The sequence below is a fragment of the Pseudomonas sp. P1_C12 genome (genome assembly GCF_056406435.1).
In genome coordinates this window covers 12,465-26,332 of the sequence record NZ_JBFUAE010000003.1, presented here as the reverse complement: position 1 = coordinate 26,332, position 13,868 = coordinate 12,465, and the positions used below count along the sequence as shown (strand labels likewise).

Sequence of the window (13,868 nt, the reverse complement as noted above, 5' to 3'; positions counted from 1 at the left end):
GACGCGATGGCGGGGCGTTTTTCCAGCCGTCTGAAAGGCCGCTTGCAATGAACTCTAATAACATCAGCGAACTGGTCCTGTTGCAGGCCCATGAGCTCGCCGAACGCATCCGCCTGCGCCAGGTTTCCTGCCGGGAAGTGATGCAGACTTATCTTGCCCACATCGAACGCTTCAACCCGCAGGTCAATGCGCTGGTGAGCCTGCAAGCGCCAGAAGACCTGCTGGCCCAGGCGGATATCCGCGACGCCGAACTGGCAAAAGGCCAATACCGTGGCTGGATGCACGGCCTGCCCCACGCCATCAAGGACTTGTCCCTGACCCGTGGCATCCGCACCACGCTAGGTTCGCCGCTGTACAAGGACTTCATCCCCGAGCGCGACGGCATCATGGTCGAGCGGATCAAGGCCGCCGGCGCAATCATCATCGGCAAGAGCAACACCCCGGAATTCGGTCTCGGCTCGCAAAGCTATAACCCGCTATTCGGCGCGACCGGTTGCGCCTACGACCCGAGCAAGACCGCCGGCGGCAGCAGCGGTGGCGCGGCGGCGGCGCTGGCCATGCACCTGGTGCCGGTGGCCGACGGCAGCGACATGATGGGCTCGCTGCGCAACCCGGCCGCCTTCAACAACATCTTCGGCTTCCGTCCGTCACAGGGCCGAGTGCCCTTCGATGACAGCGCTGATCTGTTTATCGATCAGCTCGGCTACGAAGGCCCCATGGCTCGCAGCGTGCGCGATGCAGCGTTGCTGTTGTCGGTACAGGCCGGGGCCGATGCGCGGGCGCCACTGTCCATTGCCGAGCCCGGCAGCGCCTTTGCGGCACCGCTGGATCGAGACTTCAAAGGCACGCGTCTGGGCTGGCTCGGCGACTTCAACGGCTATCTGCCGATGGAAAAAGGCATCCTCTCATTGTGCGAAAAGGCCTTCGGCGACTTCGAAAGCCTGGGATGCCATATCGAGTCCGTACAGTCCGAATTCGCGCCAGAGAAGCTGTGGAGCAGTTGGCGGACGTTGCGTCACTGGATGGTCGCCGGCTCGTTGGGCGCGACCTATGCCGACCCGCAAAAACGTGCGCTGTTGAAACCGGAAGCCTGCTGGGAAGTGGAGAACGGCCTGAAACTCTCGGCCACCGAGGTGTTTGCCGCCTCGGTGACGCGCAGCGACTGGTATCGGGCGATCTCCAGGCTATTCGAAAAATACGACTATCTGCTGCTGCCCAGCGCTCAGGTGTTCCCGTTCGATAAAACCCAAGCGTGGCCCGCCTCCATCGAAGGCGTGACCATGGACACCTATCACCGCTGGATGGAGGTGGTGATTCCCGGCACCTTGTCAGGCTGCCCGGTGGCTAACGTACAGGTCGGCTTCAACGCCAGCGGCCTGCCCATGGGCCTGCAAATCATCGGCAGACACCAGGCCGACTTCGCTGTCCTGCAACTGGCGCACGCGTACGAACAGGCCAGCCGCTGGTTCCAGCGCTGCCCTTCACCGCTGCTCGGAGGGTCGATTTTGCTAAAGAGTTGATAAACGGTTGAAAGCGCAGAGAAATATTTTAGATTTATGCTTGACGCATCCCCGTTACCGGTGAATAATGCGCGCCACTTGGCTACATAGCTCAGTTGGTTAGAGCATAGCATTCATAATGCTGGGGTCCGGGGTTCAAGTCCCTGTGTAGCCACCAAGTACTAAAAACGGCTTACCGCAAGGTAGGCCGTTTTTTTATGCCTCGTTTTTTTATGCCTGTAGGAGCGAGCTTGCTCCTACACCGCTGGCAATGCAGACAACGCCCGCTCCCAGATCTGCCACGTCCGCAGCCAGACCATCGCCTGCCAATCGCTGTCGGCGGGATAGAACTGCTCGAGCAGATTCAGCTTGATCTCGCGCCCTGTTGCGTCATTCGGGTTGCCATGCAGATGCAGCCAGTGATCATCGCGCAGATGACGGTGAACGTCCGGCCCCGGGTAAGTCCCGCACTCAATGACAAACGGCATCAGCCGCACCTGTGGCAGCGCATTGATCAGCGCCTGCGAGGTGTAGCCGGTGGCCGTTGCGGCCACGCCGGTTTCGCTCAGGGTGTCGGCACCGGTTTGCAGGCTGTAGAGCCACGGGCCATAAATCGCCTGCGCATCCGCCAGCGCCGGATAGGCGGACTCGGTGATGGTCAACAACATCGGATGACCGTACTCGCCAGCGCCCGTGTGCAAGTCGAAACACATGGCAACCTCGGCATGGGCCACGTGCTTTTGCACGATCTTGTGCAGCGTGCGGTTTGACCAGCTCGGCGCCAGCCCGCCGAAAAACAGGCCGTCGGGATGAGCATGCTGACCACCCTCGACAATCGACATGACTGCCGGCCAGCCGTGCAGGCGGATCTGCTCGTCGAGCAAGGCATCGGCACGATCACGCTGCGGACCGTGCAACTGCGGGCAGGCATAGATTTCATGCAGGGCGTTGTAGGCCTGGTTGTCCGGCAGCGGGCGCTGGAAATCCAGGTGATTGCGGTTGAGGTCGATGTTGTCTTCATTGACCCGTCGCAACCACGCCATGCCCCAGGGGTTGATGGCATGGATCATGACTACGGCGACATCCGCTGGCAGGGAACGCCTGCCCAACTCCTGCAGCCATTTGATCTGACAGCCCGAGCCATAGAAGCCTTCGACCCCGTGGGTGCCGCTCAGCGCAATCAGCAGGCGCTTGGCGTCCGGATCACCCAATACCGCCACATCCGTGCTCAGGGGCTCACCAAACGGCCCTTTGAGCGGGTGTGGATACTCAGTCAGCGTTGCGCCGGCGCTGGTCGCTGCGGCCAGAAACTGTTCGCGCTGAGAGCGATAACTCGGCTGGGTTGGAAACTCGGTCTGCATGTCTGCCTCTTGTTGATTTTATGGTCTGCCTGTTGGCAACGACCCTACAGAAAACCCCGCCATTGATGAAGGACAAAAACGTCGGTGCCGTGGGACCTGGTTTGCGTCCCTCCCGGTCGGCCGATACAGTCCACTGATCGTAGATCCAACGGACGGAGTACCCCACACGTGTTCTCAACCTTCCCTTTGCGCCGCTATCGCCTGCCAGCTCTGTTTCTGCTCGCCAGCGTCTTGACCCTGACCGCGTGCAACAACGCTTCAGTCCCGACCCTGCCGCTCGCACCGGAAAGCGCCTCCGGTTTGCGCACCGACCTGCGCACCCAACACGCCGAGAAATACATGGCGGCGGCAGCCAACCCGCTGGCGGCCGAAGCCGGGCGGGAGATGCTGCGCCGGGGCGGCTCGGCCATCGACGCGGCGATTGCGATGCAAGCGGTGTTGACGCTAGTCGAGCCACAGTCTTCGGGCATCGGTGGCGGCGCATTGATCGTACTCTGGGATGGCAAAGCCGTGCGCACCTACGACGGCCGTGAAACCGCCCCGGCCGGCGCCACCGAGAAACTTTTCCTGCAAGCCAATGGACAACCGATGGGGTTCACCCAGGCGCAGATTGGCGGTCGCTCAGTGGGCACACCCGGCGTATTGCGCGCCCTGGAACTGGCCCATCAAAAACACGGACGCCTGCCCTGGGCGCAGCTGTTTGAACCGGCCATCCGGCTCGCCGAGCAAGGCTTTGCCATTTCGCCACGCCTGCATCAGTTGATCGCCGCGGATTCGTCCATGCCACGCTCGCCGGAAATGATGGCTTACTTGCGCAATTCCGATGGCAGCCCAAAAGCCGTCGGCACAAACTTGAAGAACCCGGCCCTGGCCGCCGTGTTCGAACATATCGCCCATGAAGGCCCGGATGCCCTGTACAAAGGCCCGGTCGCCGAGGAAATCGCGGCCAAGGTTCAGGGCCACACCAACCCCGGCAGCCTGTCCCTGACCGATCTCGCCAACTACCAGGCCAAGGAGCGCGCACCGCTGTGCACCGACTATAAGCGCTGGCAGGTCTGCGGCATGCCGCCGCCGTCGTCGGGAGGGATCGCCGTGGCGCAGATCCTCGGCACGCTGCAAGCCCTGGAGACTCGCGATAAACGCCTGGCGCTGGCACCGCTGAAGCCGGTCAAGAGCACGGCCCCGGCCGGCATCGAACCCGACCCGCAAGCGGTGCACCTGATCTCCGAAGCCGAACGCCTGGCCTACGCCGACCGAGCTCAGTACGTCGCCGACACAGACTTCGTACCCGTGCCGGTCAAGGGCCTGGTCGACCCGGCCTACCTCGCCAGCCGCGCCGCCCTGATTGGCGAACGCAGCATGGGCACGGCCAAACCCGGCACTCCGCCGGGCATCCGGGTGGCCTATGCGCCGGACCGTTCGCCGCTGCGGATTTCCACCTCGCAAGTGGTGGCCGTCGATGACGCCGGCGGTGCCGTGTCGATGACCACCACCATCGAGTCAGCGTTCGGCTCGCACATCATGGTTCAGGGTTTCATGCTCAACAACGAGATGACCGACTTCTCATTCATCCCCGAGGAAAACGGGCAAAAAGTCGCCAACCGCGTCGAACCCGGCAAACGCCCGCGCTCTTCCATGGCCCCGACCCTGATCTTCGACCGCCAGAGCGGCGAATTCCTCGCCACCGTCGGTTCCCCCGGCGGCTCGCAAATCATCGAATACGTGGCCAAATCCACCATCGGCCTGCTCGACTGGAACCTCGATGCCCAAGCCGCCATTAAACTGCCCAACTTCGGCAGCCGCAACGGCCCGACCGAACTGGAACAGGGGCAGTTCAGCCCGACGCTGGTTCAGGCGCTGAAAGACAAAGGGCACAGCGTGAGCGAAATCGACATGACCAGCGGGACCCAGGCGATTGTTCGGGTCAAGGACGCCCAAGGCAAAGCGTCGCTGACAGGCGGGGCCGATCCGCGGCGTGAGGGGCAAGCGTTGGGGGATTGAGTCGTACGCGGGAATGAGAAAGGGCTTACCGATGGGTAGGCCCTTTTGTTTTATGAGCAAGCGAAAATCAGCCGCTCACTTATCGACTGATCTTCAACCCCTGCCGAACATGGTGCTTTTCCAGCGCCAGCTCGATCAGTCGCGTCACCAGTTCGCTGTAGGTCATGCCAGTGGCCTGCCACAGTTTCGGGTACATGCTGATGCGGGTGAAGCCGGGCAGCGAGTTGATTTCATTGATCAGCACTTCGCCGCTGTCGGTCAGGAACACGTCGACGCGGGCCAGGCCGGAGCAGCCCAGCACCTGGAATGCCTCGACGGCCAGGGCGCGAATGCGCTCGCTGGCCTCGACGCTGATATTGGCCGGCACCACCACTTCAGCCGCCGTGTCGTCGATGTATTTGCTGTCGTAGGAATAGAACCCGCTGCGCACCACGATCTCGCCGCAGCCACTGGCGATGGCGTCTTCATTGCCGAGCACCGCGCACTCAATCTCGCGGCCGCTGACGGCAGATTCGATCAACACCTTGGTATCGAAACTCAAGGCCAACGCCACCGCAGCAATGTACTCAGCCTCGTCGGTGACCTTGCTCACGCCCACGGAAGAGCCCTGATTCGCCGGCTTGACGAACAGCGGCAAACCGAGCCGGGACTGAACCTCGGCAAACCCGGTACCCGCGGCCGTGGCACGGGTCAATGTCACGAACGGCGTCACGGCCAGGCCGGCATCGCGCAGCAGGCGCTTGCTGATGTCCTTGTCCATGCAGACGGCCGAGCCGAGCACATCGGAGCCGACAAACGGCAGATCGGCCATGCGCAGCAAGCCTTGCAGGCAACCGTCTTCCCCGAGGGTGCCGTGGACAATCGGGAAGATCACATCGACGTGGCCGAGCAATTCCTGGCTGGAGGTTTCCACCAGTTGCTGGCTGGCTTTACCCGGCACCACAGCCAGTTCACGATTGGATTGATTGAGGGCGATCAGCGCCGGGTTTTCCTGGTTCAGCAAAAAATTCGAAGGGTCGTTGAGGTGCCAGTGGCCTTGTTTGTCGATGCCGATCAGCACCGGCTCGAAGCGTGAACGATCCAGTGCATCGACGATGTTTTTCGCCGACTGCAACGACACTTCATGCTCGGCCGAACGGCCTCCGAAAATGATCCCCACGCGCAACTTGCTCATGACCTGGCCTCATCCTGACAAATAAAAAACAACCTGTAACGAATGCGTCCCACAGTGCAGTATTTGCCCTTGGTTTTCTAGCGGACAAGCCGCCTTCCGATCAGAAGACAGGGAACCGCTGGCTGGGTTACCGTGTTGCGCATCAAGCTCAAGACAATCATCACCATGACCAAGCGTCCGCCTCGCAATGACTGGTTCCTTCGCGCGCCCGATGTCGGCGGGCTGCAGCGTTTCGAGGCGTTTTTTTCCGGCCATGGCTACGACCTTCACCGCCACGACACCTATGCCATCGGCCACACCCTGGCCGGGGTGCAGAGCTTTCAGTATCGCGGCGGCTGGCGTCACAGTCTGCCCGGCGCAACGATCGTGCTGCACCCGGACGAAGCCCACGATGGCGAGGCCGGCACAGAGTCCGGCTTCCAGTACCGGATGATGTACATCGAACCGGCGCTGATCCAGCAGATGCTCGGCGGGCAAGCGCTGCCATTCATCAAGACCGGGCTGTCGAACGATCCCCGCTTGTTCGCCGCCACGGGCGCGTTGCTGCGCAGCCTGGATTGCCCGCTCGATCCACTGGAAGAACAGGACGCGCTGTTCGATCTGGCGCAAGCCATGAGTACGGTTTCCGGTGCGCCGGGCAAACGCTCGGGTTTTGATTACGTGGCCGCGCAGCGTGCGCGGGAATACATCCACGGCGCTCTGGATCGCACCGTGACCCTGGATGAACTGGCGCAGCACAGTGGTCGGGATCGCTGGAGCCTGTCCCGGGATTTTCGCCTGTTGTTCGGCACCAGCCCCTACCGCTACCTGACCATGCGCCGCCTGGATATGGTCCGCGCACTGCTGATCCAGGGTCAGAGCCTGGTCAGCGCCGCGCTGATCGCAGGCTTCACCGACCAGAGCCACATGACGCGGCAATTCGGCAAAACCTACGGCTTGTCACCGGCCCGCTGGATGAACATGCAGCGCCGTTGAGCCACGCACAATCGTACAAGAAGCGCGTTGAGTCGCTGGCTATCGTGGGTTCACCAACCACTGCGAGAGCTGTTTCATGAACGCTTACGAAAGCCTGAACTTCGCTGAAAAAATCAGCCGGATCGATTCCCACTGGTCGCCCCGGGTCATCGCCGAAATGAACGACTACCAGTTCAAGGTGGTGAAGCTGCTGGGAGACTTCATCTGGCACGACCACCTCGATACCGACGAAACCTTCATCGTTCTGGAAGGCCAGTTACGCATCGATTTTCGCGATGGCCACGTGCTGGTGAACGCCGGGGAAATGTACGTGGTGCCCAAAGGCGTCGAGCACAAGCCCTGTGCCGAGCAGGAGGTAAAACTCCTGCTGATCGAACCCAAGGGTGTACTGAACACCGGCAACGAAGGTGGTGAGCGCACAGCCGAGAATGATGTGTGGATATGAGCGCTGACCGGCTTACACCTGCAAGGTCTTGCCGTCCACCGGCTCGCCAATGGTCAGGAAGTGCCCGCCCGCCACGTGGTGCAAGGTGCGCAAGGCATCTTGCCCTTCGAAGTGCCAGCGGCCTTCGCTGAACACGCGCTCGTCAGCCTGGGCGGCAATCACTTCGGCCAGGAACAGATCGTACTGCTGGGGGTTGTTCGGCTCCGGCAACAGGCGACATTCCAGCCAGGCCACGCAGCCTTCGAGCATCGGCGCATCAACCGACTGACCGGTGAACGTCTGCAAGTCGTAGGTTTCAAACTTGTCGCGCCCCTGGCCCTGGGTCAACTCCAGGCCGGAGGTCGAACCGACGGTCTGCACAATGTCGGCCTGGGCAGCGCACGGGACGTTCAGCACAAAAGTGCCCGAGGCCTCCAGCAACTGGCGAGTCCAGGTGGACTTGTCCAGCACCACGGCAATTTTCGGTGGTTCGAAATCCAGCGGCATGGCCCAGGCTGCCGCCATGATATTGCGCCGGCCACCGTGGGCTGCGCTGACCAGCACGGTCGGGCCATGATTGAGCAGACGATAGGCCCTGGACAAGGGAACCGGACGGCGGTGGGAAGCGCTCATGGAAGTCTGCTCCTGGGGGAAAAGAGCCGATTGTAACGGGATAAAACACGCTGAAATGAAAAGATCGCCGATGGCGATCTTTTCAGGCTTCGGGCAAAACGCTGGACTCAACTCATCAGTTGATTGGCAAACTGCCCCACCGCATTGACCACTTTCTGCGCGCCGTCCTGGATCTCGACAATCACCGTACCCGCTTCCGCCGCCAGTGCCAGGCCCTGTTCGGCCTGGAGCTTGCCGTCGGTCATCAGCGCCACGGCGTTGCGCGCCATGTCCTGGTTCTGGCGTACCACGAGGACGATTTCGTCGGTGGCCTGGCTGGTGCGCGACGCCAGTTGCCGGACTTCATCGGCCACCACGGCAAAGCCCCTACCCTGCTCGCCTGCACGCGCCGCTTCGATGGCCGCGTTGAGCGCCAGCAGGTTGGTCTGCTCGGCAATGCCGCTGATGGTTTTGACGATGGTACCGATCACCAGCGACTGCTCGTTCAAGGCCTCGATGCCATCGCCAGCGGTTTGCATGTGCTTGGCCAGGTCACGCATCACGTCCACGGCCTGGGTCACCACGGCGTTACCGCGCTGGGCGCTTTGGTCGGTTTGCTGCGAGGTGCTGTAGGCGATGTTGGCGGCCTCGGCGACGGCTTGTTCCTGATTGACCTGATCGGTAATCACCGTGGCGAACTTCACCACCTTGTAGAGCCTGTTGTTGGCATCGGCCACTGGGTTGTAGGACGCCTCCAGCCAGACCGTACGACCGTGGCTGTCGACACGCTTGAAACGGTCGGTCACGTACTCGCCCGCGTTCAGGCGACGCCAGAAGTCCTGGTACTCGGCACTGTTGTACTCCTCCGGCAGACAGAAGGTGCGGTGATGTTTGCCTTTGATCTGCGCCAGGCTGTACCCCATGCCACTGAGGAAGCGGTCGTTGGCAGTCAGCACGTTGCCGTTGAGGTCGAATTCGATCACCGCCGTGGAGCGCACCAGTGCGCCGATCAGGTTCTCGTGCTCGCGGGAGGCCTCGATGGTGCGGGTCAGGTCGCTGGAGAAGATCGAAAAATACTTGATCCGCCCATCGGCCGAGCGCACCGGTTGCAGGATCGAACGCAACCAGGCTTCCTGGCCCGTACCGCGCAACAGGCGCACTGCGCCGGCGAAGTGCTCGCCACGGGTCAGCGCGTTTTTGAAACGCTGCTGGAATTCGTCGAACTTCACGTGATCCGGGACGAAGTCGTCGATGTGTCGGCCGATCAGGTCACCGCTCTTGTAGTGCATCTCGCCAAGGAAGTTCTGATTGACCGACTGAACCCGTCCATCGCTGTCGAGAGTCAGTACCAGCATCTCGCTTTCCAGACTTTCCTTCACTTGCTGGAGGCTGGAGAGTTCTTCACGAAGAGCCGACAGCTCCTGCTTCAAGCGTTTATTGAACATGGGAAAGCACCGATGGACGGGGGTAGAAAGCGATACGCAACCTAACCATCGGCCTTGGAAACATTTACTTAAGCGTGTTTCAGGCTTGTCCTGTAAAAATAGTTATGACGCGCACAATCAATGCGCGCCAGCAGTGGAACAGCCTGCGATTCTCGGCATCCGTGCACCGAAATAAGCCGCACTGCCCACACCCACCGCGCCCATCACCGCACTGAACATCACGCAGATCCATGGACTCCATGGCATCAGACCGATCAACAACAGCGGTGTGACACTTGCCCATGCGGCGTAGGCAATGTTGTAGGTGAACGAGATTCCCGAGACGCGAATCCGCGCCGGGAACAGGCTGACCATCACCGATGGCACCGCGCCGACCACCCCGCAGGACAGCCCTGCCACGGCGTAGGCCAGGCCGAGCCAGTCGCCGCCCATGATCAGGCAGCCATACAGCACGCCGATGCCCAGCGGCAGCAGCAGGCTATAGAGCATCACCGTGCGCCAGGCGCCGATGCGGTCGACCAGCAGCCCGGCGAGCACGCAGCCGATGTTCAAGAACACGATGCCCAGTGCGCTCAAGGCGAAGGTATGGCTGGTGGTCATGCCAAAGGTTTTCTGCATCATGGTCGGGGTGATGACCACGAACACCACCACCGCCGAGGTCAGCACACAGGTGAGAATCATCGCCGGCAAAATGGCCAGGCGATGCTCGCGCAAGACCGTGCGCAGCGGCAGTTCGCCGGCCGCCTCGCGCTGCGCCTGCATGGCCATGAACACCGGGGTTTCGTTGAGCCAGCGACGCAGCCAGACGCCAATCACCCCAAACACGCCGCCGAGCAGGAACGGGTAACGCCAGGCGTAATCGAGGATTTCCTCCGGGGTGAATGCCTGCGCCAGAAAGGTCGCGGTCAATGCGCCGATAAGATAGCCGAAGGTCAGCCCCGCCTGCAGGAAACCCAGGGCATAGCCGCGATGGGCGATGGGCGCGTGCTCGGCGACGAATACCCAGGCACTCGGCACTTCGCCCCCCACCGCCGCGCCCTGGAGGATGCGCAGGCCCAACAGCAGCAACGGAGCGAAATAACCGATTTGCGCGTAGGTCGGCATGATCCCGATCAGCAGGCAGGGCAACGCCATCATCAGGATGCTCAGGCTGAAGACTTTCTTGCGCCCCAGACGGTCGGCGAAGTGCGCCATCAGGATGCCGCCCAGCGGTCGCGCCAGGTAACCGGTGACGAAGATCCCGAAGCTTTGCAGCAGGCGCAGCCACTCGGGCATTTCCGGCGGGAAGAACAGCTGACTGAGGGTCAGGGCGAAAAACACGAAGATGATGAAGTCGTATATTTCCAGCGCCCCGCCGAGGGCGGCAAGCCCCAGGGTCTTGTAGTCCGAGCGGCTGAACGGCGCCGCGCGCGAATCGGTGTTGGCAGTCATGTAAAGAACTCTGGCACAGGCAAAAACCAAGGCGCCCATGGTCTACGCAAATGCACCGGCGGACAACCCGTTAGACCAAAGTCCCATAGCCACGAAACAGCCCCGCAAAAATCCTCGGCTTGAATTAATGTTGGCGTCTGTCCAGACGGGCGGTTACTGCCCCGAAGACCACAACAAACATAAAAATCCGAGGTAACCCCCGTGGCCGCTGATATCGAAGATAGCCGCTCCGCCCGCTTTGCCCTGCGCTGCTCAAGTTTTGCCGAACGCTGGTTTCCTGACTCCTGGGTGTTTGCTGCCCTGGCGGTGATTATCGTGGCCTTGGCCACCATGGCGATGGGAGCCAAACCCACCGACGCCGCCATGGCCTTTGGTGATGGCTTCTGGAGCCTGATCCCCTTCACCATGCAGATGGCCTTCGTGGTGATCGGCGGTTATGTGGTCGCCAGTTCGCCGCCAGCGGTGAAACTGATCGACCGTCTGGCGAAGATCCCGAAAAACGGCCGCTCCGCCGTGGCCTGGGTCGCGCTGATCTCGATGGTCGCGTCGCTGCTGAACTGGGGCTTGTCCCTGGTGTTCGGCGGTTTGTTGGTGCGCGCCCTCGCCCGTCGTACCGATCTGAAAATGGACTATCGCGCCGCCGGTGCCGCCGCCTATCTGGGGCTTGGCGCGGTATGGGCCCTGGGCCTGTCGTCGTCCGCAGCACAATTGCAGGCCAACCCGGCGAGCCTGCCGCCGTCGATTCTATCGATCACCGGGGTGATTCCCTTCACCCAGACGATCTTTCTCTGGCAGTCCGGCGTGATGTTGCTGGCCTTGATCGTCATCTCGCTGATCATTGCCTACGCCACTGCCCCTGGCCCGAACTCGGCACGTGATGCCAAGGCCTGCGGTGTCGATCCGAGTTTCAACCTGCCACCGCTGCAACCACGCACCCGCCCCGGCGAATGGCTGGAATACAGCCCGCTGCTGATGATCCTGCTGGTGCTGCTGGCCGGTGGCTGGCTGTTCCACGAGTTCTCGACCAAACCGGCGATCAGTGCGATTTCCGGGCTGAACACCTACAACTTCCTGTTCATCATGCTCGGCGCCCTGTTGCACTGGCGTCCGCGCAGCTTTCTGGACGCCGTGGCCCGTGCGGTGCCGACCACTACCGGCGTGCTGATCCAGTTCCCGCTCTACGGTTCGATCGCGGCGCTGATGACCACGGTCAAGGGCGCCGATGCGCAGACCCTGGCCCATCACATCTCGACCTTTTTCGTCAGCATTGCCTCCCACGACACCTACGCGCTGCTGATGGGCGTGTATTCGGCGATTCTCGGCTTCTTCATCCCGTCCGGTGGCGGCAAGTGGATCATCGAAGCGCCGTACGTGATGCAAGTGGCCAATGACCTGAACTACCATCTGGGCTGGGCGGTGCAGATCTACAACGCCGCCGAAGCCCTGCCCAACCTGATCAACCCGTTCTACATGTTGCCGCTGCTGGGCGTGCTGGGGTTGAAAGCGCGGGACTTGATCGGCTTCTCGTTCGTGCAATTGCTGGTACATACGCCATTGGTGCTAGTGTTGTTATGGGCACTGGGGACGACGCTGGCGTATTTGCCGCCGGTAATGCCGTAACCATAAAAAGGGCCGATATTGATATCGGCCCTTTTTGTTCCGCCCTGTCTGTTTCAGTATCTGCTGGTCTTATACGCTGAAAAGGATCTGAGCATGTTCAAACTCGCGGCACTCACCCTCGCAGCCCTCACTCTGAGCACCACCGCCCACGCCGATGCCAACTTGAAACTGGGCACTACCGAACGCGTTACCCGCCTCTTCGCCTACCCCAACAATTGCAACGTGATCTGCTTTCGCAACTGGACGCTTGAGCAAACCGTCGAGCATTACCTGACCCAGAGCGTGCAGCGCGATGGCTACGGCGACGCGAAGGTTCTGGTCAAAACCGACAATGGTCAGCTCCACGCAGAAATCATCGGCGTGCCCAACGGCTATGAAAAACCTTTGGCAGCGCTGCTCGATGCCGGTGACCTGGCCTATAACGGCGCCAGCAAACTGAATGCCGATGGCAAGTGGGCGTACAGCTGGTATCTGTTCCTGCCGCTGGGCATGGCCCTGGAAAACCGCAAAAGCGTCGAACTGCTGCACTTCCCGCCAGACTATTCGCTGACCCAGGCCCAGGATTACCTGAGGTCCGCCACCACGGATCGCTGGGCCACGCTGCTCACCGCCAATGGCATCCCGGTCGAGCAGACGCCAGGCTTCCAGACCATTGTCGACATCGCCCCTATCGCCGCCCCATCCAACGCCGGCAAGGATCTGGAGGGCGTCTACAGCTACTTCAACGACTACCAGACCACCATGGTCAGGAACGTCAGCCTGCACGCCAGCGGTGAAACATTGCCAATGGTCGCCTTCGGCGCGCCGGTGCGTAACTGGATCCAGCAACAGTACGGGTCGACCGTGAACGTGCTGGGCCTGGCGACGATCAGCCCGAGTGACGGGGTGAATGTGCGGGTGCTGGGTTCCAACCACCCGAGCTACATCTGGTACGCCGCCGATCCGGCGAACTATTCCGGCAATGATGCCAAGGCCAAGGCCGATGCAGCGGGCCTGAAAGTCATGGGCCAGGATTTGAGTGCCGCGTGCTGGCAGGCCGTCATGGGCCGCCAACCGGACAGTAATGCCGATGTCGAGCTGAAAACCTGCACGCAAACCTGGCAAGTGGCCGAGAAGGAAAAAACCTGCACGCTGTTCTACACCTCGATTCGCAACCTGACGCCCGGACAGGCGGCGGCCAAATGCTCGACTGCACCGGTCCAGCTGCAGCTCAAACAGCTCAAGGCGCCAGCGCCAGCCACTGCCCTGCCCGCTCCACCGCTGTAAACCGACTATCGGCAGTCCATCTGTCAGTTATGACAGTAGACCGCCCGCAATATCTGCGAG

Annotated in this window: 10 protein-coding genes, 1 tRNA gene and 2 pseudogenes; 7 read left to right on the top strand and 6 right to left on the bottom strand. The window is 61.5% G+C overall.

Annotation, left to right across the window (positions count from 1 at the left end; genetic code table 11):
• Positions 1-47: 47 nt before the first annotated feature.
• Both AC1D19_RS05490 and AC1D19_RS05485 read left to right on the top strand, forming a co-directional pair.
• On the top strand, positions 48-1,520 hold the full coding sequence (locus tag AC1D19_RS05490; RefSeq protein ID WP_477762625.1) for an amidase: 1,473 nt from the start codon (positions 48-50) through the stop codon (positions 1,518-1,520).
• Between the two features lie 80 nt (positions 1,521-1,600).
• Positions 1,601-1,677: transfer RNA gene (locus AC1D19_RS05485), tRNA-Met, on the top strand.
• A gap of 79 nt (positions 1,678-1,756) precedes the next feature.
• Here AC1D19_RS05485 and AC1D19_RS05480 read toward each other — a convergent pair.
• Positions 1,757-2,860, bottom strand: coding sequence for a M14 family metallopeptidase (locus AC1D19_RS05480; protein ID WP_477762624.1), 1,104 nt, complete (start codon positions 2,858-2,860; stop codon positions 1,757-1,759).
• 168 nt (positions 2,861-3,028) lie between these two features.
• Here AC1D19_RS05480 and ggt point away from each other — a divergent pair, with 168 nt between their 5' ends.
• The gene (ggt, locus tag AC1D19_RS05475) at positions 3,029-4,861 is read left to right on the top strand and encodes a gamma-glutamyltransferase (protein WP_477762623.1); all 1,833 of its coding nucleotides are present in this window, start codon (positions 3,029-3,031) and stop codon (positions 4,859-4,861) included.
• 79 nt (positions 4,862-4,940) lie between these two features.
• Here ggt and ddlA read toward each other — a convergent pair whose 3' ends face one another.
• Positions 4,941-6,035, bottom strand: coding sequence for a D-alanine--D-alanine ligase (gene ddlA, locus AC1D19_RS05470; protein ID WP_477756072.1), 1,095 nt, complete (start codon positions 6,033-6,035; stop codon positions 4,941-4,943).
• A 165-nt stretch (positions 6,036-6,200) separates the two neighbouring features.
• On the opposite strand from ddlA, the gene AC1D19_RS05465 reads away from it, so the two are divergent.
• Positions 6,201-7,010: an AraC family transcriptional regulator gene (locus AC1D19_RS05465; RefSeq protein ID WP_477762822.1), complete on the top strand. Its 810-nt coding sequence runs from the start codon at positions 6,201-6,203 to the stop codon at positions 7,008-7,010.
• A gap of 76 nt (positions 7,011-7,086) precedes the next feature.
• Positions 7,087-7,455, top strand: coding sequence for a cupin domain-containing protein (locus AC1D19_RS05460; RefSeq protein ID WP_477762622.1), 369 nt, complete (start codon positions 7,087-7,089; stop codon positions 7,453-7,455).
• A 12-nt stretch (positions 7,456-7,467) separates the two neighbouring features.
• On the opposite strand, the gene AC1D19_RS05455 is transcribed toward AC1D19_RS05460, so the two are convergent.
• From AC1D19_RS05455 to AC1D19_RS05440, 4 genes and pseudogenes are all read right to left on the bottom strand, one after another.
• A complete protein-coding gene (locus AC1D19_RS05455; RefSeq protein ID WP_477762621.1) occupies positions 7,468-8,067 on the bottom strand; it encodes a flavin reductase family protein in 600 nt (199 codons plus the stop codon).
• A 107-nt stretch (positions 8,068-8,174) separates the two neighbouring features.
• Positions 8,175-8,612 (bottom strand): annotated as a pseudogene (locus AC1D19_RS05450) (methyl-accepting chemotaxis protein); the annotation flags it as partial.
• Positions 8,613-8,762: 150 nt separating this feature from the next.
• Positions 8,763-9,401, bottom strand: a pseudogene (locus AC1D19_RS05445) (PAS domain-containing protein); the annotation flags it as partial.
• 207 nt (positions 9,402-9,608) lie between these two features.
• Positions 9,609-10,922, bottom strand: a complete 1,314-nt coding sequence (locus AC1D19_RS05440) for an MFS transporter (RefSeq protein WP_477762620.1) — start codon at positions 10,920-10,922, stop codon at positions 9,609-9,611.
• Positions 10,923-11,123: 201 nt separating this feature from the next.
• Here AC1D19_RS05440 and AC1D19_RS05435 point away from each other — a divergent pair, with 201 nt between their 5' ends.
• A complete protein-coding gene (locus tag AC1D19_RS05435; protein WP_477762619.1) occupies positions 11,124-12,542 on the top strand; it encodes a short-chain fatty acid transporter in 1,419 nt (472 codons plus the stop codon).
• 93 nt (positions 12,543-12,635) lie between these two features.
• Positions 12,636-13,808, top strand: a complete 1,173-nt coding sequence (locus AC1D19_RS05430) for a hypothetical protein (protein WP_477762618.1) — start codon at positions 12,636-12,638, stop codon at positions 13,806-13,808.
• Positions 13,809-13,868 lie beyond the last annotated feature (60 nt).